We start from the raw sequence: 20209 nt of genomic DNA, 5'->3' as shown, positions 1-20209 counted from the left end.
CTGATAATTGTAAATTCATTATTGCAAAAAGAGGAATAAATGGATCGTGTCCTTCAAATGGAAGTTTTTGCCGCAATCAACGATAGTGGTAGTTTCGTGCAAGCGGCCGACCGGCTTCGTATGTCGCCACCTGCCATCACGCGCACGATGAATGCGCTAGAAGAAAGGTTGGGTGTTCAGTTGCTGACACGGTCGACACGCCAATTGACGCTTACCGACGCGGGCACTCGCTTCCTCATTGCAACGCGTCAGCTCTTGTCCGAGATTGAGGCCGCAGAAAAAATGGCGGTTGGCGAAGCGGGTGTCGCGCAGGGTCATTTGACTGTATCTGCCTCGATGACATTCAGTCGGATGATCGCAGCCCCTGTCGTTCGTGCCTTTCTGGCCTCCCATCCGAGGCTTTCAGTGTCTTTGATCGCGGTCGACCGCGTGACTAACCTTGTCGAAGAGGGGATTGATGTCGCGATCAGAATTGGCGATTTGCCAGACTCCAGTCTCATGGCAAAGCGTTTGGGAATGGTTCGACGGTGTTTCGTTGCCAGCCCTGAATATCTGAATCGCAGAGGCATTCCCAGCGACCCATCTGATTTGAAACTGCATTCCATCATCGGGTTCACTGGGATCATGTCCAGCCATGACTGGCACTATAAACACGGCAAAACACGGGGGCATGTTCACCTAAGTCCCCGATTGGAAGTGAATGACGCTGCAACGGGTCTGGCAGCGGCAGAAGCCGGAGAGGGAATTATTATGGCGTTATCGTATATGGTTGCTGAACAGTTGCGCTCAGGCCAACTTGTGCCACTGCTCATAGAATTCATGCCTCCTGCAGAACCTATCCATCTTGTTTATCCCCAGAGCAAAATCGTCGCTCCAAAAGTGCGGGCCTTTTTGGACTTTGCAACCGATCAATTGAGCGAATCTATTGGGGAATCTGATCTAGCAGTGCGTACGTGAAACTTCACTTGGGACAACTGGTAGCGGATTTTGGAATTAAGCCAATACTTTTGAAAGTAGCGGTCTGAAACCCTAACCGCAGACGTCCGTTTTGTCCTGTGTGGATGGCTCCAGCTTTGCAAGCCCTTTTCGGTGATTGATACATTGTCAGATGCAGTCTTGTGTCCGGCCTGTTAGCGCGGCACATTTGACCGCTGGCCCTGATGGTTTCCACGAACCAAGCCCCATTCCGGGCACTGTCAGAGGAAATTCGCTTGGGGCGGGCAGGACCAGCGACTAGCGTTCGTCCATGACAAAACGCTCCCCTTTTCGCTACTTCAAAACGAGTCCTGAAATCATCCGTCTAGCAGTGATGCTCTACGTTCGATTTCCACTTTCGCTTCGAAATGTGGAAGATCTTTTGCATGAACGAGGCATCGATGTCAGCCACGAAACCATCCGTTTCTGGTGGAACCGATTTGGCCCAATGTTTCCAGCTGAGATCCGTAGAAAGCGGGTCAGCCGGATGCGATGTTACTCGAATTGGCAGTGGCACCTCGATGAGGTTTTTGTGAAGACAAACGGCGAACTGCACTATCTATGGCGGGCTGTTGACCATGAAGGAGAAGTGCTGGAAAGCTATGTCACCAAGCGTCGGGATCATAAGGCCGCGTTGAAATTCCTCAAGAAAACCATGAAACGTCATGGCAGAGCCGAGGTGCTAGTTACTGACAAACTTCGCTCATATGGCGCCGCGATGAAGGTAATTGGTAACGCGGCGAAACAGGAAACGGGTCGTTGGAAAAACAATCGCGCCGAGAACTCGCACTTGCCGTTTCGACGACGGGAGCGGGCAATGATCCGCTTCAGGCGCATGCGAACCTTGCAGAAATTCGTTGCTGTCCACGCTTCCATCCACAACCATTTTAACCAGGACCGATGCCTCTCCCAAAGAGATCATTTCAAGATGAACCGCACCGCTGCTCTGGCTGAGTGGCGCGGTCTTTGCGCAGCATAAAGGGCAGGGCTACTGGCTTAGCTGAGACGAGTTCGAATTCGTCTGACACCACCCGCTGGAGCGCTTTGTTGCGCTGACCTCAACGAACCCTGCCAAACTCTGTGGTCTCTATCCTCAGAAAGGCGCACTTGTCATCGGTGCAGACGCCGACATCACTCTTTGGGATCCGACCAAAACAGCTGTTATTTCGCAGGACAATCTGCATCACGGTTGCGACTACGCACCTTATGAGGGGATGCGTATTACGGGATGGCCCACACGCACAATTCTGCGGGGAGAGACCATCGTACTGAACGGCGGTATCGTCGCGAAGATGGGGGTTGGCACCTATCAAACCCGTGGCACAAGCGCAGCATTGGATACACTTGGCGGCGACTGATTTGAGGCGGGTTCGCGCAATTAAGGGCGGTGATAATGGCCTAGCAGAGATGCGTTCGGCCTTCGCCTGACTGAACATCTCATGGTGTTAGAACATCCCGCAATTTTTTCATTTGTTTGGGGCTTTCGCGCAGGTCGAGCGCAGAATGAAGATCAACTAAATGGCTTCGCATTAGCTCTTCGGCCCGCGTGGCTTCATGATCTTGGATCGATTGAACCAAGGCATTGTGAGCGTGGCTCTCGCACAACGCACTTTGTCGCCGCCAATAAAGCGCAATGATGAGCGACGATCTTGCAATCAGAGTTTCAACGAAATCGGCAATGGTCGCCTGACCAGCAATCCGTGCAATTTCAATATGGAATTGGCCAGATAGGTAAAGTGCGCGGCCAATGTCTCCGGCATCCAGGGCTGCATGCTCCTCTGTGATGTGCTTTTTTAATTTTGCGACATCTGCTCGAGTTGCGTTCAGGGCGGCAGAACTCGCGGTCCGAGGCTCTAACAATTCCCGCGCTTCAAATATTTCGCGGGCTTCTCGCAAGCTCGGCTTTGCAACATGTGCACCACGGTTACGTTGAATTTCAACAAGCTGGATATGCGCTAAATATTGTAATGCTGAGCGCACCACAGTCCGAGAAACGTTGTAAATCTCCCCAATCTCATCTTCCCCAAGTTTTGTTCCTGGAGCGAGACGGTGCTCATGAATTGCGAGGGCAAGCGCCTTTGCAACGCGATCACTAGAACTTCTTTTTTCTGGAGCCGCTGAGGTTGTCTTTGAGGTCGGTAGCATAGTTTGTTTCCTTCAATTCAACTCATGGCAGACCTCCAGGCTGTAGACAAGAGAATCACACATTGAATGCGAAGTGGATTGTTATTGTATACAAACTTAATTCAAGTTGTGTTCATAAAATGGGCGCATATCAGATAAACTGACCAAATATCGGGCAAAGTGGACCGCCTCGGTCTTTTGGCGTGCGGGTACGTTTGATTTCACCTGCGACTCAGTCTTCAAATAAGTCAACGCAACGGGGGAATTATGAATAAGCCTGTCCTAGATCTCGAGTTGATATCGGTTACCAAACGTTACGGTCCAACTGTGGCTGTTGATGCGATCAGCCATCATTTTAAACCTTCCAGTTACACATGCCTTCTTGGTCCGTCCGGTTGTGGGAAATCCTCGACTCTTCGTATGATCGCTGGACATGAGAGTATAAGTGAAGGCTCAATTTTGCTTGCAGGGCGCGATATTTCGCGCTTGCCGCCAGCCAAACGCGGCACAGCTATGATGTTCCAGAGCTACGCTCTTTTTCCTCATTTGAGTGTCGTGGATAATGTCGCTTTTAGTCTAAAAATGAAGGGCGTCGACCTTAAGGAACGTCGCACAAAAGCCGGTGAGATGCTTGAGTTAGTTGATCTCAGTGTGCTTAGTGATCGACTTCCTGATCAGCTTTCTGGTGGCCAGCAACAGCGCGTCGCCCTAGCGCGGGCTTTGATCACTCGGCCTCAGGCTTTGCTCCTAGACGAGCCATTGTCGGCACTAGACCCCTTCCTGCGAGTTCGAATGCGCACTGAGTTAAAAAGGCTCCAAAAAGAACTTGGTATTAGCTTTGTTCATGTCACCCACGGCCAAGATGAAGCACTGGCGTTGGCGGATGAAATCGTCGTGATGAATAACGCCGTTATCGAGCAGGCCGGACCCGCGCGTGAAGTATTTAAAGCCCCAAAAACCAGTTTTGTTGCGCAGTTTATCGGCGGACACAACGTTATCGCACTTCCCGAAGGCCGCTATTCAATTCGCACAGATGAAGTTGCGGTAACAACGGCCGAAAAGGGGACTCTATCTGCCAATGTGATGGCGGTTGAGTATCAAGGTGCCCACGTGTCTATCATGGCAAAAATTGCTGGAGATCAAGAAGTTACAGCTCTTGTGGCCGAGGGTGATTTCTTCGAGAACCCGCAAAATCCCGGCGATCAAATTGGTCTGACATGGGACAAAAACAACCTACATAAATTGACAGCTTAACACAGTATTTTTATCGACTAGGAGAGCAATATGACAAACTTCACGAAACGATCCGGCCTGAGCCGCCGTACCCTGCTAAAGGGCGCCGCCTCAACAGCAATCGCCGCGGGTGCCGCAACAATGGGCGCACCTATGGTTTGGGCTCAAAACATCAAAGACGTCACAATACGTCAGTTTGGTACAGGGGTTTCCAACCTCAATGAAGTGGCCACAAAGGTCAAAGAAGACCTCGGCTTCACTCTTGAAATGACAGCTCTTGATACGGACAGCGTAACTCAACGCGCCGCGACGCAGCCCAACAGCTTTGACATTGCAGATATCGAGTATTTCATCTGTAAAAAGGTCTGGGCTGCCGGCAATTTGCAGGCCATGGACACGTCAAAACTTGCGAATTACGACAAGATCGTTGGCACGTTCCGCTCGGGTAAGTTGACACCCGAAAGCGTGATCGCCCAAGGAACCGCGCCGCATACCGTTGGCTTTACCTCCGGCCAAAACGGTACCGATTTTGTGCAAGAAGAATCCGGTTGGATGACTTTGATCCCTACTATTTACAATGCCGACACACTTGGCATCCGCCCAGATTTGATCAATCGTCCAATCAATAATTGGTCTGAGTTGCTCAACCCTGAATTCAAGGGCAAGGCGTCCATCCTCGACATCTCCTCCATCGGTATTATGGATATGGCGATGGTTGTGGAATCCATGGGTGAATATACATACCCCGACAAAGGCAACATGACCAAAGAAGAGATCGACCTTACTTTCGCTATCTTCACGGAAGCCAAGAAAAACGGCCAGTTCCGCGCCTTTTGGAAATCGTTTGACGAGAGTGTAAATCTAATGGCGTCTGGCGAGGTCGTTATTCAATCCATGTGGTCTCCGGCGATTACAGCTGTAAAATCCAAGGGCATTGATTGCGTTTATCAACCGCTCGAAGAAGGCTATCGCAGCTGGGGCGGTGGTTTGGGTATTTCTGCCGCACTTTCCGGCTTGGAATTGGAAGCGGCTTACGAATACATCAACTGGTACCTCTCCGGTTGGGTTGGCGGCTTCTTGATGCGCCAAGGTTACTACTCCGCTGTTCCTGAAACCTCCAAGCAATTTATGTCTGAAAATGAGTGGGGCTATTGGTTCGAAGGTAAAAAATCTACCGACATCATTACATCGCCATTCGGGGACACATTGGCTGATGCAGGCGCCATACGTGATGGCGGATCGTTCACAGAACGGATGGGTGCCGTGGCTTGTTGGAACTCCGTAATGGACGAAAATCAATACATGGTGCGCAAATGGAATGAGTTCATCGCGGCCTAAAATAACTGGGTTGCGCGGTAATTTCGTTGCGCAACCCATCTCTGCGAAATTTGGAGAATTATGTTAAAATTGCGCGAAAGCAAGGCCTTAACGGGATGGCTTATGGTGTCTCCCTTGGTGCTCATCTTGCTGGTATTTCTTGTGGCTCCGATTATTATGATCGCAATCGTTAGCTTTTGGCGCGCGACCGAATTTTCAATTATCCCAGCTTTTGACTTTGAAAATTATGAGTTCCTATTTGGCTCGTCCGTCACATATCGCGTATTTTTCAACACCTTTAAATACGCGCTGATTACCTGGATCTTCACATTCAGTATCGGATTTACAGTTGCTTACTATCTGGCGTTCCACATTCGAACGCTTACGTGGCAAATAGCCTTGTTTTTAATATGCACGATTCCATTCTGGACCAGCAATATTATTCGGATGATAAGTTGGATTCCCTTTCTTGGGCGCAATGGAATCGCAAACTCGGCGCTCATGTCTTGGGGTGTGATTGATGAGCCGGTCGATTGGTTATTGTTTAGCGACTTTGCCGTGATCCTCGCCTTTATCCACCTCTATACCCTGTTCATGGTCGTGCCAATTTTCAACACGATGATGCGCATAGATAAGTCTTTGATCGAGGCGGCGAGGGACGGAGGCGCAAATGGTGCGCAGATCCTTTGGAACGTCATCCTCCCTCTTACCAAGCCTGGTATTATGATCGGCACGATCTTCGTTGTGACCCTAGTCATGGGAGATTTCATCACGGTCCGGTTTATGTCCGGCAGCCAGTCGGCCAACGTCGGCCGTCTGATCTCAAACGATATTTCGCTTCTGCAATATCCATCCGCATCGGCAACCGCAATTGTTCTGCTGCTCACCGTTCTCATAGTGATTGGCATAATGTTGCGCTTTGTCGACATCAGAAAGGAGCTCTAAATGGAACCGCGTTCCCGCTCTTTCTACGTGCTAACAGCGTTTTTTATACTGTTTCTCGCGTTCCTTTACGGCCCAACAATGACCATCGGAATTTTGTCCTTTCAGGGGAAAGGTGGTGGTCTCACTTTTCCAATGCGCGGGGTTTCGCTTTATTGGTTCCGAGATCTTTTTGAGCAACAATCCGTCGGTGATATCTGGGGTAGTTTTCGCCGCAGTATTGCCCTTGGGATGATGGTTATGGTGACAACTGTGGTTGTTTCGGTGATGGGAGGACTGGCGTTTCGCAAGCGCTTCCCCGGGTCGTCTATTCTCTTCTATCTCATCATTACATCCCTCGTGATCCCGTCTATCCTTATTTCGCTTGGGGTCGGGTTGCTGTTTTCTCAATCCGGCTTAACGGTGCATTGGGCGACGTCTGGATTTGGATCTCAGCTCACGTGGACACTGCCCTTTGGACTGCTGATCATGTTCGCGGTCTTCAATCGCTTTGATAAAAGCTATGAGGAAGCCGCGCGCGATCTGGGCGCAACCCCATGGCAAACGATCCAACACGTGGTGCTGCCAATTATCGCGCCGTCTTTGATCGGCGTGGCTCTCTTTGGCTTCACGCTAAGTTATGATGAGTTCGCGCGCACTTTGCTTACCGCAGGGAGCTACAACACTTTGCCGTTGGAAATCTACGGGATGACAACGAATGTCACCTCCCCTGTTCTCTATGCGTTGGGCACGTTAACAACCCTGTTTTCGCTCGCCATAATTGGAGTATTCCTTGGCCTTGCGCTCCTTGGGAAGCGGAGGCGCGCAAAAGCGGGAACCGACGCGGGCAAGGGAATGGTATGATCGTTATTATTAACCCAAACAGCACTGAAACCATGACCGACGCGATGGTGGATATAGCGCGTTCCGCAACTCTAGACGTGGCAATTGAAGGCTGGACGTCCCATGACGGACCTCCCGCTATTCAAGGCCCGAGAGACGGGGAAGCCAGCATTCCTCCCTTGCTAAAACTTGTACGTCTGGCCGTGGCAAAAGGCGCGCAAGCGATTATCATCGGTTGTTTTGATGATACCGGCCTCTCTCAAGCTCGCAAAATCGCCGCCTGTCCGGTCATTGGCATTGGTCAAGCTGCGTATCACCTTGCCGCCCTTGCGGGGGAGCGGTTTTCTGTTGTCACAACTCTAGATGTGTCGGTGCCGGTGCTTGAAAGCAATATACAAAGTTATGGCCTCACGGGGCACCTTGCAAAAGTGCGCGCCAGTGGTGTTCCTGTGCTCGATTTGGAAACCGACCCTGAGACGGCCAACCCAAAGGTTATTGCCGAAATTAACCGCGCCGTGAGCGAAGACCGTGTTCAAAGCGTGGTTCTTGGATGTGCGGGAATGGTGGGAATTCCTGCGATTTTTGGTGAAGATAGCCCAGTCCGATTGGTGGATGGAGTCGTCGCTGCAACAAAAATAGCGCGTATACTCATTTAGTCGAGAAGACGATTTACCCGAATAGAGGCATATTCAAATTTATCCGGCAGCACCGTTGCGGGGGTAAAGCCCTTGGTGCCCTAAATTTCAAAAGGAGGACGACATGGATATTAAAGTTGATGTAATAGCTGCTGCCAAAACCATCGTGGAAAACTACCTTGAGCGCTCGATGATACCCGATCCCAAGGGGGCGGCGGCCTATGTCAGCGATGACTTTCATTTGGTTTTCACGGGAGGGCGTAATTTTTCTGGGCCAGTTGAAAGCACTGCTTTTAATGCCAAACGGTACGCATGGGTTAAAAAGCGGTTCTTGCGTACTGATGCAGCGTTAGATGCGGAGACGGGAGACGTCCACGTCTACAACACGGGGTATCTTTTTGGTGAATGGAAAGATGGAACATCGTTTGAGACCAATCGGTACATGGACAAGTTTGTTGTTCGCGACGGAAAAATTGTGAGCACGAATGTTTGGAATGACAGCGCCGAAATATTGCTGCACAAAGCTGGCCTCGCGGAAGCGGAACTTTAAATAATGTTGAAAGATCACGGGCGCTACTCTTACTCCCCAATTCCCAAACGCGCGGACTATAGCTGGCCAGATGGTAAACGGCTTGCTGTTTATATTGGGCTTAACCTTGAACATTTTGCTTTCGGAGAGGGTCTTGGTGCCGAACTGGCGCCCGGTGGTCCTCAGCCTGCCGTCCTGAATTACGCGTGGCGTGATTACGGAAACCGCGTCGGTGCTTGGCGGATACTTGACATGTTCAATGCGTTGGACTTGCCTGCCACCGTGATTGCGAACAGCGCTATGTATGGGTACGCGCCTGATCTCATGACGGCGTTTCGCGAGCGTGGAGATGAGGTCGTCGGGCATGGGCGCACGAATTCTGAACGTCAAAATACTCTTGGTCACAAGGGTGAGGCCGCGCTAATTTCAGAGGCCACTGCGATACTGAAAAAGGGCGAAGGTACATGTCCTAAAGGTTGGCTGTCACCTTGGATCTCCGAAAGTCACGATACGCCGGAGCTGTTGGTGGAGGCGGGGTATGGATACACGCTCAACTGGTCCATGGATGATCAACCGATTTGGATGCAAACCTCAAACGGGCGCCTTTTGTCGATTCCCTACCCGCAAGAAATCAACGACATCCCGTCCATTGTGGCGCGTAAAGATAGCGCGGCTGATTTCGCCGATATGATCATTGATAACTTTGATGAGATGTTAGAACAGTCAACACATCAACCCCTTGTGATGGGTATTGCTCTACATCCATACCTCGTCGGTCAGCCGTTTCGCTTACGGCATTTACGACGGGCACTTCTCCATGTTGCGTCCCAACGAGATCAAATTTGGCTGACTAAAAGCGGAGAGATCCATGACTATTGTCGCCAGCAGATACCAACGCTCATCGCTTGATCCAGTCGTTGGCAGGCTCTTTAGGGGAACCACACAACTTTTAGCGGCAGTTATCACAGTCCAATCTATAACCACTTCTACCACCAAAGGCATCTCGAAAGCAGGCAATCCTTCAACCAAAACGTGCAACAGCTCTCACGGAGGGGTTCAATTTCTGTGCCGCATGATGATTGGCTTGATGTGCCTTTTGCGGCGTGCTCAAGTTTGTCTGACAACACCGCTTCACCTAAAGATTGTCGGCCAATAGAATTTCAATTCTAATTTTCTCTTGTGATGCGAGGGTTGTTCGGTTTTCGCAGTTCGCACGCAGGATGCGTACCGCGCTCCGTACCAGATGTCCCGGATCCTGCGTGACCACAGCATCCAATGTACCGTTCACTAAGGCGTTTACTGTCGACGGGGTCCGTTCGTGTGCAATCTGAAGATGCCCTTTCCCCCGTCCATATATCTGAGCAGCTTCGAGCACTTCTCTGGCTTCTGAGCCCATGATGTATAGACCGACGAGGTCGGAATGCGCGGTGAAAATTGTTTCGATAACATTATGAATGCGGGCTGGATCACTGTGCGTTTCTAATGAAGGAAGAACTTTGAACGACGCGTAATCTCTGTTGATCACAGCATCAAAGCCCAGGCGGCGCTCTAAGCTATCACGCGATTGCATGGTGTCAGTGACAACAGCGATTGCTCCGCTTTTTCCCGATAAAAAGCGCCCCATTAGACGACCAGCCGTCGCACCGGCTGCTCGGTTATCAATGCCAACAAAGTCCTCTTTTTCTTCGTTATTCTGGTTTGATATGAATGGAATCGTTTGAATTCCACGCTCTCGCATGCGTCGTATAGCATCGCGAATTTGGGGGAATTCAGGGGCCATAATAGCAACACCGTCGTAGTCTTCAGGTTTTAACCGAGACAGGGACCTAGCCGTTTTATGCGGATCTTTTTCATCCACCCGAAGCGCCTTAACCTCGATCATTTCCGCTCGGAAGGCTTCGTTGATTTCTGTTATTCGGTCCACAATTTCTTTGAGGAATTCATCACCGTCTTTTGGTAATACGAAACCAAACCTGTATCCTCGTTTTCTGGCAAGTGTTGCGGCCAACTGGTTTCGCTCAAACCCTATACGCTTGATCGCTTCGTTGACGGCGTCGATGGTCTTTTTTCTAACACCCGACCTCGCATTCAATACTCGGTCAACAGTTGCAAGGCTGACACCCGCTTCAGCGGCAAGATCTTTGGTTGTTGGTCGCATGAAGAACTTGCTCCGTATTTCTGTATTCTTTGCAGATATACGCGTGGTGTTGCCCGATAATCAAGCTCTTTGAGGTACGAACCTCAAAAATGTCTTTACTTGAGGTGCGCACCTCATTAGGGATTGTGGACGTTGAGTCGTGACGAGGGGGTTGCGACCACACTAATGGGAGGAAATTCAAAAATGAGAAAGCAATTCACCACTACGGCTGTATCCGCAATCATCGCTGGTACAATGTCGTCAGCAGCGTTTGCCGAGGATCTGACCCTTTGTTGGGCTGCATGGGATCCAGCAAACTCTTTGATCGAGCTTAGTAAAGATTTTGAGAAGGCTTCCGGCCACGAAATGAATTTTGAATTTGTGCCTTGGCCAAATTTCGCTGACCGCATGCTCAATGAGCTGAACTCTGGCGGAAAGCTTTGCGATCTCATGATCGGAGACAGTCAATGGATCGGCGGCGGTGCTGAGAATGGGCACTACATCAAGCTGAACGATTTTTTTGATGCAAGCGGCATCACGATGGATGATTTTATTCCCGCAACCGTGACGGGCTACTCTGAGTGGCCAAAAGGCACGCCAAACTATTACGCTCTGCCAGCATTTGGTGACGTTGTTGGGTGGTCCTACCGCAAAGATTGGTTTGAACGTCCAGAGCTTCAAGCCGAATTTATGGAGAAAAATGGCTACAAGCTTGACGCTCCAGCCACTCTTGAGCAGTTAAAAGATATTGCTGAATTTTTTCAGGGGCGCGATATTGACGGCACCACAGTTTATGGAGCCGCGCTTTACACAGAGCGTGGGTCTGAAGGCATCACAATGGGTGCGACTAACGCGCTTTACAATTATGGTTTCCAATACGAGAATCCAGAGTCCCCTTATGAGCTTGAAGGTTTTGTGAACTCTGCAGGTGCCGTTGAAGGGCTGGAATTCTACAAAGAGCTATACGACGTGGGAACACCTCCAGGCGCCTCAAACTGGTATATGGGTGAAAACATTGATGCTTATCGTTCGGGTCAGGTTGCAATGTCTATGGGTTTTGCCTTCGTTTGGCCCGGTGTAGAAGCTGATCCCAATGTTGGTGGCGGCCGGTCCGGTTATTTCCCGAATCCAGCTGGTCCCGCAGGTCAATTCGCTCAGCTGGGCGGCCAAGGGATTTCGGTTGTAGCGTATTCTGATAGGCAAGACGCAGCCCTTGAGTACATTCAATGGTTCGCCCAGCCTGAAGTTCAGGCGAAATGGTGGGAGCTCGGTGGCTACTCTGCTTTGAAGGCAGTTGTTGAAGATCCAGGTTTTGCGGATAGTCAGCCCTACGCGCAGACGTTCCTAGACTCGATGGCTATCGTGAAGGACTTCTGGGCTGAACCAGCATATGCTGAATTGTTGCTTGCTATGCAGGCGCGCTTGCACAACTACGTCATCGCTGGCGAAGGTTCAGCACAAGAAGCACTTGATGGTCTTGTCAAAGACTGGACAGAAACCTTCGAAGACGAAGGTAAGCTCTAGGTTAACTCCCTGTCGGGCCTTCTGGCCTGACGCTTCCCTAGCCATAGGTCCGTCTTTGGGCCATCGACAGGTCCTTGGCTAGGGAAACATTACTTAAAACCACACATCGGCGGTAGAACTGAATGAAACGGCTCTGAAAACCGCGATGAAGGATGATATTCAAATGACACACTCACCGATCGAAAGAGCGGCACAGGTCACGCCTGATACGGTTGCGAGAAAGATAAGAGGCTTATCTGATCGCACTATTGCCTGGATTTTTGTCGCTCCCACAATCTTCCTCCTTCTAGCGGTCAATATTTTTCCGCTCATTTGGACGATCCGTCTCAGCTTCACAAACTTTCGCGTGAATCGTCCTAACAATGACGTTGAATGGGTCGGGTTGCGCAATTACCAGCGCATTCTCAGTGACAGCGATGTATGGAACACGATGCAAGCTACGGCCCACTTCTTGCTTTGGACAATCGTTCTACAGGTCCTGATTGGCTTCTTCTTAGCCTTCTTGATCAACAAAAAATTCAGGGGCAACGATATGTGGACGACGATCATTGTTTTTCCCATGATGTTGTCGCCCGCTGTCGTCGGTAACTTCTGGACGTTTTTATACCAACCTCAAATTGGACTGTTCAACTATGTTGTCACTTTCTTCACTGGTGGTGACCCCGCGAGTTTCTCAATGATCGGAGACGTGCATCTTGCCCCTTGGTCTATCATCATAGCGGATACTTGGATGTGGACGCCTTTTGTTATGCTGATTTGTTTGGCCGGACTGCGATCCATCCCAGATAGCATCTATGAGGCGGCTGAATGTGATCGCGCCAGCAAATGGCGCCAGTTCTGGACGATCACCATTCCAATGGTGCTGCCGTTCCTCATGTTGGCCGTCTTGTTCCGAGGGATCGAAAACTTCAAAATGTTCGACCTTGTGGTGCAGCTCACAGGCGGTGGTCCAGGTAATGTCACGACGTTGACGTCCATCGACCTCAAACGAGAGGCCTTTGAAAAATGGCGCACCGGCTATTCCTCGGCTTATGCCGTCATCCTGTTTGTCACCGTGTTCGGCCTCGCTTCGATCTACGTGAAAGCGCTCAATAAGGTAAAAGACAGATGAGTTTTTCTGTAACAGAACCGTCCTCGAGGACGAAATGGTTCGCGGGCGCATTGGTCGTTGGCTATGCCATTATCACTCTCATGCCGCTGCTTTGGATCATTGCAACAGGCTTTAAGTCACCGGCGGATTCAATTTCTTATCCACCAAAGGTTTTCTCTGAACCAACGCTGGAAGGGTATGTGAATTTATTCACCGAACGTACGCGTGCTACGGCAGGTATGTTGGAAGAGGCCGGTGAACCGAAAAACTGGTACGAGCAAATTGCGCGTGATCGGGGGTCAGTAATCTCTGGACCGTCGCGTTATGGACAGCGGTTTATGAATTCGGTCATTATTGGGTTTGGGTCTACCGCCCTATGTATGATCCTCGGAACGGCTGCAGCCTATGCATTCAGCCGCTTTAGGGTCCCGTTCAAGGATGATTTGCTGTTCTTCATCCTATCAACACGGATGATGCCGCCAATCGCCGTCGCTATTCCGATCTTTCTGATGTTCCGTAATCTTGGCTTAAATGACACGCACCTTGGAATGATCCTGCTCTATACGGCAGTGAACCTGTCGCTCTCTGTTTGGCTTCTCAAGGGGTTTATCGATGAGATTCCGATCGAATATGAGGAAGCTGCGCTGATTGACGGATACACTCGGTTTCAAGCTTTTTACAAAGTGGTTCTTCCACAAGCGGCAACTGGCATTGCATCGACAGCGATCTTTTGCCTGATCTTCGCATGGAACGAATACGCTTTTGCGGTCTTGTTAACGTCCGGTACCGCCCAAACGGCACCGCCCTTTATCCCAACTATTATCGGGGTGAGTGGTAAAGACTGGCCTGCTGTCGCCGCTGGCGCCACCGTGTTCCTGATCCCCGTGATGATTTTCACAATCCTTCTGCGTAAGCACTTGTTGCGTGGCATTACATTCGGAGCAGTTCGCAAATGAGCAACTTCATCAAGGGACTTATGGGGTTCCGTCGGGGACCTTGGGAGATGCTCGCATCTATCTTAATCGCGGTAGGGGTCGTGATGTTGATGCAGCCGGTTTACCTCTGGCTCTTCACGTACTCCTTCATTGTCACGCTTATCGGCACGGTGATGTTCATCGTCGTCAGTCATTTTCCGGAGTAACCTATGGCACAAATACGTATTGAACACGTGCGCAAAGACTTCGGGTCGTTTAACGCCGTGAAATCCTCAACCTTCACCATCGAAGACGGTGAGTTCTTCATGCTGCTTGGCCCGTCTGGTTGCGGCAAGACGACAACGCTCCGTATGATGGCTGGTCTTGAACTTCCTACATCTGGCGAGATTTATATCGACGGTGAAGAGGTGGGCATGAAACCTGCCAGCCAACGAGATATCGCCTTTGTGTTCCAGATGTTCGCTTTGTATCCGCACATGAATGTCGGCAAGAACATAAGCTACCCGCTGTTATCGCAAGGCATGCCAAAAGCGGCCGTTAAAAGGAAAGTTGGCGAGGTCGCAGAAATCCTCGGCATTACCGACATCCTAAAGCGTCCGGTGGGCGGCTTGTCTGGCGGAGACCGTCAGCGGGTTGCTCTTGGACGGGCAATTGTTCGCGATCCAAAAGCATTCTTCATGGACGAGCCTCTGGGAGCTCTGGACGCTGAGTTTCGGGAACATATGTCAGAGGAGTTGCGCGCGCTGCATGATCGCATGAATGCGACGACTGTGTATGTGACCCACGACCAATTGGAAGCCATGCAAATGGGTGATAAAATCGTTGTTATGAATCACGGAGTCGTGGAACAATTTGGCGTGCCCCAGCAAATCTACGATTGGCCCGCTACCAAATTTGTCGCGCAATTCCTCGGATCACCGTCAATGAATTTCCTCGATTTTAGCGGTATGGTTGGCTCAAATGCCAATCAAGTCTCTCTGGGCGACACACTATTTCAAATACCCAAGCAAATTGATGGTGCCGTGGGGAACCTGACACTGGGCGTGCGTCCAGAGCATGTAAAATTGAATGACAACGCTGAGTACAGAGGCCGCGTTGTGGCCACCGAATATTTGGGGACCACACAAATTGTGAGTCTCGCTACAGCCAATGGTATGGTGAAAGCGCGTGTTGCCAGCACTGAAAAAATCTCAGTTGGTCAAACCACCGGCCTGAATTTTGATGCGCGCACAATCACAATTTTTGATGCTGAAACAGGCCGTGCCCTCAAATCACAGGCAAATGAAAAGGTGCTGAATCATGGCTGAAGTTCAACTCACGAATGTATCAAAGAGTTTCGGGGATGATGTCGCATTAGACAACGTCGATATGACGGTTCCAGATGGATCGTTCGTCGTTTTACTGGGGCCAACGGGTGCAGGAAAAACGACGACACTTCGTATGGTTTCAGGGCTTGATGCGCCAGACAGTGGATTCATCAGTATTGGAGGCCATTCGATGACTGGCTTGACGCCCGCGCAACGCGATGTGGCAATGGTCTTTCAACAATACTCGTTGTATCCTCATCTTACCGTCAAACAGAACTTGGCGTTTCCTCTGAAGTCGCCTCTCATGAACCTCACGGCCGAGGAGATTGACCGCAAGGTCGGAGAAGTGGCGGAAGTTTTGCAGATTTCTCACAAGCTAGACAACAAAGCAACGGCCTTGTCCGGCGGAGAGATGCAGCGGGTTTCGATTGGCCGCGCTCTTGTCCGAAATCCTTCGGTCTACTTGATGGATGAACCACTCAGTTCGTTGGATGCAAAGTTAAGGTCAGATTTACGTATTGAGTTGAAGAGCATTCAGGCAAATTCTGGAGCGACTTTTTTATATGTGACACATGACCAAATCGAAGCGATGACCATGGCCACCCATGTTGGCGTATTGGATGCGGGAAAGTTGGTGCAGTTCGGATCACCAAGAGAAATTTACGAGAACCCAGTGAGCGTATATGCGGCCAGTCGTTTGGGCCAGCCTCGGATCAATGTGTTGCCAGCCGATGTCTTCGGTGGCGCTCCGGAAAATGCAGTGACGATTGGCTTGCGCCCAGAGCAGATCACGCAAGGCGATGGCGAAGAAAGCTTCGTTCAGCGGGTTGAACACTTAGGTGATCAGACGCGATTGCATCTGGCATTCAAGAACCACGCGCTGATCACGGTAACCGATGCTCACACAGACTTAAAGAATGGCGATATTGTAAAAATTAGCCCTAACAAACCATTTTACTTCGACGCCAATGGCGCTCGGGTTGCTTGAGGGAGAAAACCATGGCTCAATTTATCAACCAAAGGGAAAACGCGGTCACGGATGCGATCGACGGTGTGATCCGGAGTTCTGGCGGTGCTTTAGCACGGTTGGATGGGTATCCACATATTCGGGTTGTTATTCGGAACGACTGGGGAAAATCAAAGGTCGCATTGGTTTCGGGGGGCGGCTCAGGGCATGAACCAGCGCATGCAGGATTTGTAGGACGGGGGATGCTTACGGCGGCGGTCTGTGGCGACGTTTTTGCATCACCCTCAGTTGATGCTGTGCTCGCAGGAATACTCGCCGTGACGGGCCCCGCGGGCTGTCTACTTATTGTCAAAAACTACACTGGTGATCGCTTAAACTTCGGATTAGCAGCAGAAAGAGCCCGCGCATTTGGCCTCAAAGTGAATATGGTCATCGTCGATGATGATATTGCACTACCGGATTTGGCGCAGCCCCGTGGTGTGGCAGGGACGCTGTTTGTCCACAAAATTGCTGGTGCGTTGGCCGAATCAGGTCAGCCTTTGGAGACTATAACTAAAGCGGCCGAACGCGTGGTTGCAGGCACTAAATCGCTCGGAATGTCGTTAGACACATGCACTGTTCCAGGCTCCCCAAAAGAAGATCGAATTCCATTGGGTAAGGTTGAATTGGGTCTGGGTATCCACGGAGAAGCGGGTGTTGAACAAATTTCATACGTTGATGCTAAGCAATCCGTTGCCGCAATTATCGAAAAGTTAGCACCCCTTTTGGAGAACAAACCCCATGTGGTTTTGCTTAACAATCTAGGTGGTTCTTCTGTTCTTGAGATGTCGGTTCTGGCAAATGAATTAGCGAATTGCTCAATTTCCAAAAAACTGAAGTTTATCGTGGGCCCGGCGTCAATGATGACTTCTCTAGACATGCGCGGGTTCTCGGTTTCCGTCTATCCGGTTAGTCCTGAGGAGGAAGAATTGTTGAAGGCTCCTTGCACCCCTGCCGCGTGGCCCGGATGTATGGAATTGAAGCAAATTCCTTTGATCGAATTGCCGGATGGTCTAACGCCGATCCAACCGGTTCCCTCCAAGCACGATGAAACAGCCGAATTTTTAACAAAGTGTTGTGAGACACTGATTTCAGCCGAGGCCGATCTGAACGCACTGGATGCAAAATCTGGAGATGGCGACACAGGGTCCACACTTTCGGGAGCCGCTCGCGCACTCATTGGAGCTCTAGATCGTCTGCCACTTGCCGATCACACACAGCTTTATCGGGCAATCGGACAAGAACTCAGTCAAACGATGGGCGGCTCGTCGGGAGTGCTACTCGCAATTTTCTTTACAGCGGCGGGCGATGCCGTTTCGAGCGGATTGCCCATGGTTGAGGCTTTGAAAGAGGGACTTAAACGGATGCAGCATATCGGGGGGGCACAAGTGGGTGACCGGACAATGGTCGATGCGCTTAAGCCAGCTTTGGACGCGCTTTCAGTCGGTATTGCACCAGCGGCTGAAGCCGCCCGCAAAGGGGCAATTCACACATCGACGATTGTGAAAGCAAAGGCAGGACGCGCGGCTTACATTAATGCCGAACAGCTACAAGGTCATATAGATCCCGGCGCAGAAGCTGTGGCGCGACTGTTTGAGCATTTGAACGCCCCCTAGTCTCTAACAGGCGGTGTCAGAGGAAACTGGCTTGAGAAGGGCAGGGCTACCAATTAGCGTTGTGTCATGAAAAAAAACGCTCTCCTTTTCGCTATTTCAAAACGAGCCCTGAGATTATCCGTCTTGCGGTGATGTTGTACGTCAGATTTCCACTCTCACTTCGAAACGTGGAAGATTTACTCCACGAACGAGGGATCGATGTGAGCCACGAAACAGTTCGGTTTTGGTGGAACCGTTTCGGTCCCATGTTCGCTACAGAAATCCGCTGTCGGCGGGTCCAACAACTACGCTCTTATTCAAACTGGCAATGGCACTTGGACGAAGTTTTGGTCAAGATTGACGGTGAGCGACATTATCTTTGGCGGGCTGTCGACCACGAAGGTGAGGTGTTGGAAAGTTATGTGAGCAAACGTCGAGATAGGGCTGCGGTCCTTAAATTCATGAAGAAAGTGATGAAACGGTACGGCCAACCGAAAGTCATCGTCATTGACAAGTTACGTTCCTATGGTGCCGCGATGAAGGTCATCGGAAATGCCAGTAGACAGGAAACGGGGCGTTGGAAGAATAACCGAGCCAAGAATTCACACCTACCTTTTCGACGACGAGAACGTGCCATGCACCGCTTTCGTCGTATGCGAAGTTTGCAGAAATTCGTAGCCGTACATGCTTCCGTTTGTAACAACTTCAATCAGGGTCGCAGCATTTCCCAAAGAGACCATTTCAAGCTTGCGCGCGCCGCCGCTCTCGCCGAGTGGCGGGGACTTTGTGCGGCATAAAAGGGCAGCAGTACTGGCCCCGCTGAGACGTGTTCGAATTTGTCTTTAACCATCGTCCCCAGTTGGGGGGAGGATTTTAGCCGTAGGAAGCGAGGGCGACCTGCCGGTGGGGTATTTGTAGTTCTGCGTTTTCACGAGCAACAGTACGATTTCAGTAAAGGCCTCACTCTATGGCTTACTCAAGGGCCCTCTCAGATCGTGACCCGTGTGATCGAACTACCTCCGTTGCCAAAACAAATCTCCGTAAGGGTTGACGAATTTTGGATCTTTATCGATCTGATATACATTACTCGCCCAGATTTTCGGCAACCGCTGTCAATTTTCGAGCAACGGCGTCGGCCCAAGGTTTCGACTGCCTGCCTCACTAGCAAACCGCCTAAGTTTGCGCCGCACGCACCTATGCTATTGCTGCATAGCAGCATGTTGTAATGAGTTATTGTGCATGCGCAGCATTTCACTACCTTCCAATTGAACGGTGACGATAGCGCTACCAACAGCGCACCAAACGCACCACTGAGTACAGGAGCATGAGAGATGACCCATACAGCAGACCTTTTTCATTCCGGAATTCGGCTTCGCGACTGGCTTGAAGCCAGCAGAAAAGCAGCAGCAGTGCGCCGTGCGCAGCACAGTGTGTACGTTCGGACACTGCGCGAACTTCAATGCTCGTCCGACCGCGAGCTTGCCGACATCGGCATCTCTCGGCTGTCGATCAAGGAAATTGCATACGAGGCCGCATACGGCCATACGCGTTCGCGGGCGGTAAACCGGCAGTCATAGGCGTGTCTCACTTGGGTAATTCCAAGCGGGCACTCTAAAACCGAAAAAGGACTAACCCAATGAAAAACAACGTGAGCACCGCAGGCATTCCGAACCTCTGGCCGCAACTGCGACACGCTGCAGGCGGTTTCGCTTCGTTCTTCGCAGGTAGCGCATCCACAGTATACTATTGCCTGGCGAGGTTCGTGGCCATTCTACAGATTGGAAGAATGGAATCCGTCCTCCGCGCAATGTCAGACGAAGAACTGGCGCAAATTGGGATCACACGAAGCGATATTAAGCGTCATGCGAAATTCCTGGCCACATACGGATACGACGGACTTTAAACAATGGATTGCGCGGCACTGTCAGAAGAAAACCGGTTGAGGCGGGCAGGGTGAACGCCTAGCGTCGCAGGATGACAAAACGCGACCCATTCAAGTACTTCAAGACGAGCCCGCAGATCATCCGCCTGGCAGTGA

General features: G+C 50.7%; 21 protein-coding genes. 19 read left to right on the top strand and 2 right to left on the bottom strand.

What is annotated here, in order from left to right:
• The first annotated feature begins 39 nt into the window (after positions 1-39).
• From AB9F29_RS18305 to AB9F29_RS18295, 3 genes are all read left to right on the top strand, one after another.
• A complete protein-coding gene (locus AB9F29_RS18305) occupies positions 40-957 on the top strand; it encodes a LysR family transcriptional regulator (RefSeq protein WP_369756718.1) in 918 nt (305 codons plus the stop codon).
• Between the two features lie 289 nt (positions 958-1246).
• Positions 1247-1954 carry an IS6 family transposase gene (locus AB9F29_RS18300; RefSeq protein WP_369756717.1) on the top strand — a complete coding sequence of 236 codons (708 nt, stop codon included), beginning with the start codon at positions 1247-1249 and terminating at the stop codon, positions 1952-1954.
• A 55-nt stretch (positions 1955-2009) separates the two neighbouring features.
• The gene (locus AB9F29_RS18295) at positions 2010-2333 is read left to right on the top strand and encodes an amidohydrolase family protein (protein ID WP_369756753.1); all 324 of its coding nucleotides are present in this window, start codon (positions 2010-2012) and stop codon (positions 2331-2333) included.
• 79 nt (positions 2334-2412) lie between these two features.
• Here the strand turns inward: AB9F29_RS18295 and AB9F29_RS18290 are convergent, their stop codons facing one another.
• Positions 2413-3120, bottom strand: a complete 708-nt coding sequence (locus tag AB9F29_RS18290) for a GntR family transcriptional regulator (protein ID WP_335586754.1) — start codon at positions 3118-3120, stop codon at positions 2413-2415.
• A gap of 246 nt (positions 3121-3366) precedes the next feature.
• Here AB9F29_RS18290 and AB9F29_RS18285 point away from each other — a divergent pair, with 246 nt between their 5' ends.
• The 7 genes from AB9F29_RS18285 (at position 3367) to AB9F29_RS18255 (ending at position 9486) form a co-directional block, all read left to right on the top strand.
• Positions 3367-4353 (top strand): ABC transporter ATP-binding protein, encoded by a 987-nt coding sequence (locus AB9F29_RS18285; protein WP_369756716.1) that lies wholly within the window; start codon positions 3367-3369, stop codon positions 4351-4353.
• A 30-nt stretch (positions 4354-4383) separates the two neighbouring features.
• Positions 4384-5670, top strand: a complete 1287-nt coding sequence (locus AB9F29_RS18280) for a PotD/PotF family extracellular solute-binding protein (protein ID WP_369756715.1) — start codon at positions 4384-4386, stop codon at positions 5668-5670.
• Between the two features lie 60 nt (positions 5671-5730).
• The gene (locus tag AB9F29_RS18275) at positions 5731-6594 is read left to right on the top strand and encodes an ABC transporter permease (RefSeq protein ID WP_335586757.1); all 864 of its coding nucleotides are present in this window, start codon (positions 5731-5733) and stop codon (positions 6592-6594) included.
• Positions 6595-7434 (top strand): ABC transporter permease, encoded by an 840-nt coding sequence (locus AB9F29_RS18270; RefSeq protein ID WP_369756714.1) that lies wholly within the window; start codon positions 6595-6597, stop codon positions 7432-7434. It begins immediately after the preceding gene.
• Positions 7431-8069 carry an aspartate/glutamate racemase family protein gene (locus tag AB9F29_RS18265; RefSeq protein WP_369756713.1) on the top strand — a complete coding sequence of 213 codons (639 nt, stop codon included), beginning with the start codon at positions 7431-7433 and terminating at the stop codon, positions 8067-8069. Before AB9F29_RS18270 ends, AB9F29_RS18265 begins: the two co-directional genes overlap by 4 nt.
• A gap of 103 nt (positions 8070-8172) precedes the next feature.
• Entirely contained in the window at positions 8173-8598 is a 426-nt protein-coding gene (locus AB9F29_RS18260) for a nuclear transport factor 2 family protein (RefSeq protein WP_369756712.1), read from the top strand.
• A 3-nt stretch (positions 8599-8601) separates the two neighbouring features.
• A complete protein-coding gene (locus AB9F29_RS18255; RefSeq protein ID WP_369756711.1) occupies positions 8602-9486 on the top strand; it encodes a polysaccharide deacetylase family protein in 885 nt (294 codons plus the stop codon).
• Between the two features lie 226 nt (positions 9487-9712).
• Here the strand turns inward: AB9F29_RS18255 and AB9F29_RS18250 are convergent, their stop codons facing one another.
• The gene (locus AB9F29_RS18250; RefSeq protein WP_369756710.1) at positions 9713-10735 is read right to left on the bottom strand and encodes a LacI family DNA-binding transcriptional regulator; all 1023 of its coding nucleotides are present in this window, start codon (positions 10733-10735) and stop codon (positions 9713-9715) included.
• Positions 10736-10918: 183 nt separating this feature from the next.
• Between AB9F29_RS18250 and AB9F29_RS18245 the strand changes: the two genes are divergently transcribed.
• The 9 genes from AB9F29_RS18245 to AB9F29_RS18205 all read left to right on the top strand — a co-directional run bounded on the left by AB9F29_RS18245 (position 10919) and on the right by AB9F29_RS18205 (position 19748).
• Positions 10919-12238 carry an ABC transporter substrate-binding protein gene (locus AB9F29_RS18245; RefSeq protein WP_369756709.1) on the top strand — a complete coding sequence of 440 codons (1320 nt, stop codon included), beginning with the start codon at positions 10919-10921 and terminating at the stop codon, positions 12236-12238.
• A 163-nt stretch (positions 12239-12401) separates the two neighbouring features.
• Positions 12402-13349: a carbohydrate ABC transporter permease gene (locus AB9F29_RS18240; RefSeq protein WP_369756708.1), complete on the top strand. Its 948-nt coding sequence runs from the start codon at positions 12402-12404 to the stop codon at positions 13347-13349.
• On the top strand, positions 13346-14284 hold the full coding sequence (locus tag AB9F29_RS18235) for a carbohydrate ABC transporter permease (protein ID WP_369756707.1): 939 nt from the start codon (positions 13346-13348) through the stop codon (positions 14282-14284). The genes AB9F29_RS18240 and AB9F29_RS18235 overlap by 4 nt, the downstream gene beginning before the upstream one ends.
• Complete coding sequence (locus AB9F29_RS18230; protein ID WP_369756706.1) at positions 14281-14469, top strand: hypothetical protein; 189 nt, start codon at positions 14281-14283, stop codon at positions 14467-14469. Before AB9F29_RS18235 ends, AB9F29_RS18230 begins: the two co-directional genes overlap by 4 nt.
• Before the next feature lie 3 nt (positions 14470-14472).
• Entirely contained in the window at positions 14473-15570 is a 1098-nt protein-coding gene (locus AB9F29_RS18225; RefSeq protein ID WP_369756705.1) for an ABC transporter ATP-binding protein, read from the top strand.
• Positions 15563-16558 carry an ABC transporter ATP-binding protein gene (locus tag AB9F29_RS18220; protein WP_369756704.1) on the top strand — a complete coding sequence of 332 codons (996 nt, stop codon included), beginning with the start codon at positions 15563-15565 and terminating at the stop codon, positions 16556-16558. Before AB9F29_RS18225 ends, AB9F29_RS18220 begins: the two co-directional genes overlap by 8 nt.
• Positions 16559-16569: 11 nt before the next feature.
• The gene (locus AB9F29_RS18215) at positions 16570-18192 is read left to right on the top strand and encodes a dihydroxyacetone kinase subunit DhaK (RefSeq protein WP_369756703.1); all 1623 of its coding nucleotides are present in this window, start codon (positions 16570-16572) and stop codon (positions 18190-18192) included.
• Positions 18193-18251: 59 nt separating this feature from the next.
• Entirely contained in the window at positions 18252-18968 is a 717-nt protein-coding gene (locus tag AB9F29_RS18210) for an IS6 family transposase (RefSeq protein WP_369756702.1), read from the top strand.
• Positions 18969-19502: 534 nt separating this feature from the next.
• The gene (locus AB9F29_RS18205; protein WP_369756701.1) at positions 19503-19748 is read left to right on the top strand and encodes a DUF1127 domain-containing protein; all 246 of its coding nucleotides are present in this window, start codon (positions 19503-19505) and stop codon (positions 19746-19748) included.
• The last annotated feature ends 461 nt before the right edge of the window (positions 19749-20209 follow it).

The sequence above is a fragment of the Falsihalocynthiibacter sp. S25ZX9 genome, assembly GCF_041205405.1.
GTDB lineage: Bacteria > Pseudomonadota > Alphaproteobacteria > Rhodobacterales > Rhodobacteraceae > Falsihalocynthiibacter > Falsihalocynthiibacter arcticus.
The sequence above is the reverse complement of the archived record's forward strand: the minus strand, read 5'-3'. Positions and strand labels throughout refer to the sequence as shown.

Bases quoted from the DNA above. Each gene is read 5' to 3' on its own strand.
- AB9F29_RS18220 (WP_369756704.1), top strand. From the start codon at position 15,563: ATGGCTGAAGTTCAACTCACGAATGTATCAAAGAGTTTCGGGGATGAT.
- AB9F29_RS18290 (WP_335586754.1), bottom strand. From the start codon at position 3,120: ATGCTACCGACCTCAAAGACAACCTCAGCGGCTCCAGAAAAAAGAAGT.
- AB9F29_RS18270 (WP_369756714.1), top strand. From the start codon at position 6,595: ATGGAACCGCGTTCCCGCTCTTTCTACGTGCTAACAGCGTTTTTTATA.
- AB9F29_RS18240 (WP_369756708.1), top strand. From the start codon at position 12,402: ATGACACACTCACCGATCGAAAGAGCGGCACAGGTCACGCCTGATACG.
- AB9F29_RS18300 (WP_369756717.1), top strand. From the start codon at position 1,247: ATGACAAAACGCTCCCCTTTTCGCTACTTCAAAACGAGTCCTGAAATC.
- AB9F29_RS18275 (WP_335586757.1), top strand. From the start codon at position 5,731: ATGTTAAAATTGCGCGAAAGCAAGGCCTTAACGGGATGGCTTATGGTG.
- AB9F29_RS18260 (WP_369756712.1), top strand. From the start codon at position 8,173: ATGGATATTAAAGTTGATGTAATAGCTGCTGCCAAAACCATCGTGGAA.
- AB9F29_RS18280 (WP_369756715.1), top strand. From the start codon at position 4,384: ATGACAAACTTCACGAAACGATCCGGCCTGAGCCGCCGTACCCTGCTA.
- AB9F29_RS18245 (WP_369756709.1), top strand. From the start codon at position 10,919: ATGAGAAAGCAATTCACCACTACGGCTGTATCCGCAATCATCGCTGGT.
- AB9F29_RS18230 (WP_369756706.1), top strand. From the start codon at position 14,281: ATGAGCAACTTCATCAAGGGACTTATGGGGTTCCGTCGGGGACCTTGG.
- AB9F29_RS18255 (WP_369756711.1), top strand. From the start codon at position 8,602: ATGTTGAAAGATCACGGGCGCTACTCTTACTCCCCAATTCCCAAACGC.
- AB9F29_RS18250 (WP_369756710.1), bottom strand. From the start codon at position 10,735: ATGCGACCAACAACCAAAGATCTTGCCGCTGAAGCGGGTGTCAGCCTT.
- AB9F29_RS18305 (WP_369756718.1), top strand. From the start codon at position 40: ATGGATCGTGTCCTTCAAATGGAAGTTTTTGCCGCAATCAACGATAGT.
- AB9F29_RS18285 (WP_369756716.1), top strand. From the start codon at position 3,367: ATGAATAAGCCTGTCCTAGATCTCGAGTTGATATCGGTTACCAAACGT.
- AB9F29_RS18225 (WP_369756705.1), top strand. From the start codon at position 14,473: ATGGCACAAATACGTATTGAACACGTGCGCAAAGACTTCGGGTCGTTT.
- AB9F29_RS18265 (WP_369756713.1), top strand. From the start codon at position 7,431: ATGATCGTTATTATTAACCCAAACAGCACTGAAACCATGACCGACGCG.
- AB9F29_RS18235 (WP_369756707.1), top strand. From the start codon at position 13,346: ATGAGTTTTTCTGTAACAGAACCGTCCTCGAGGACGAAATGGTTCGCG.
- AB9F29_RS18215 (WP_369756703.1), top strand. From the start codon at position 16,570: ATGGCTCAATTTATCAACCAAAGGGAAAACGCGGTCACGGATGCGATC.
- AB9F29_RS18205 (WP_369756701.1), top strand. From the start codon at position 19,503: ATGACCCATACAGCAGACCTTTTTCATTCCGGAATTCGGCTTCGCGAC.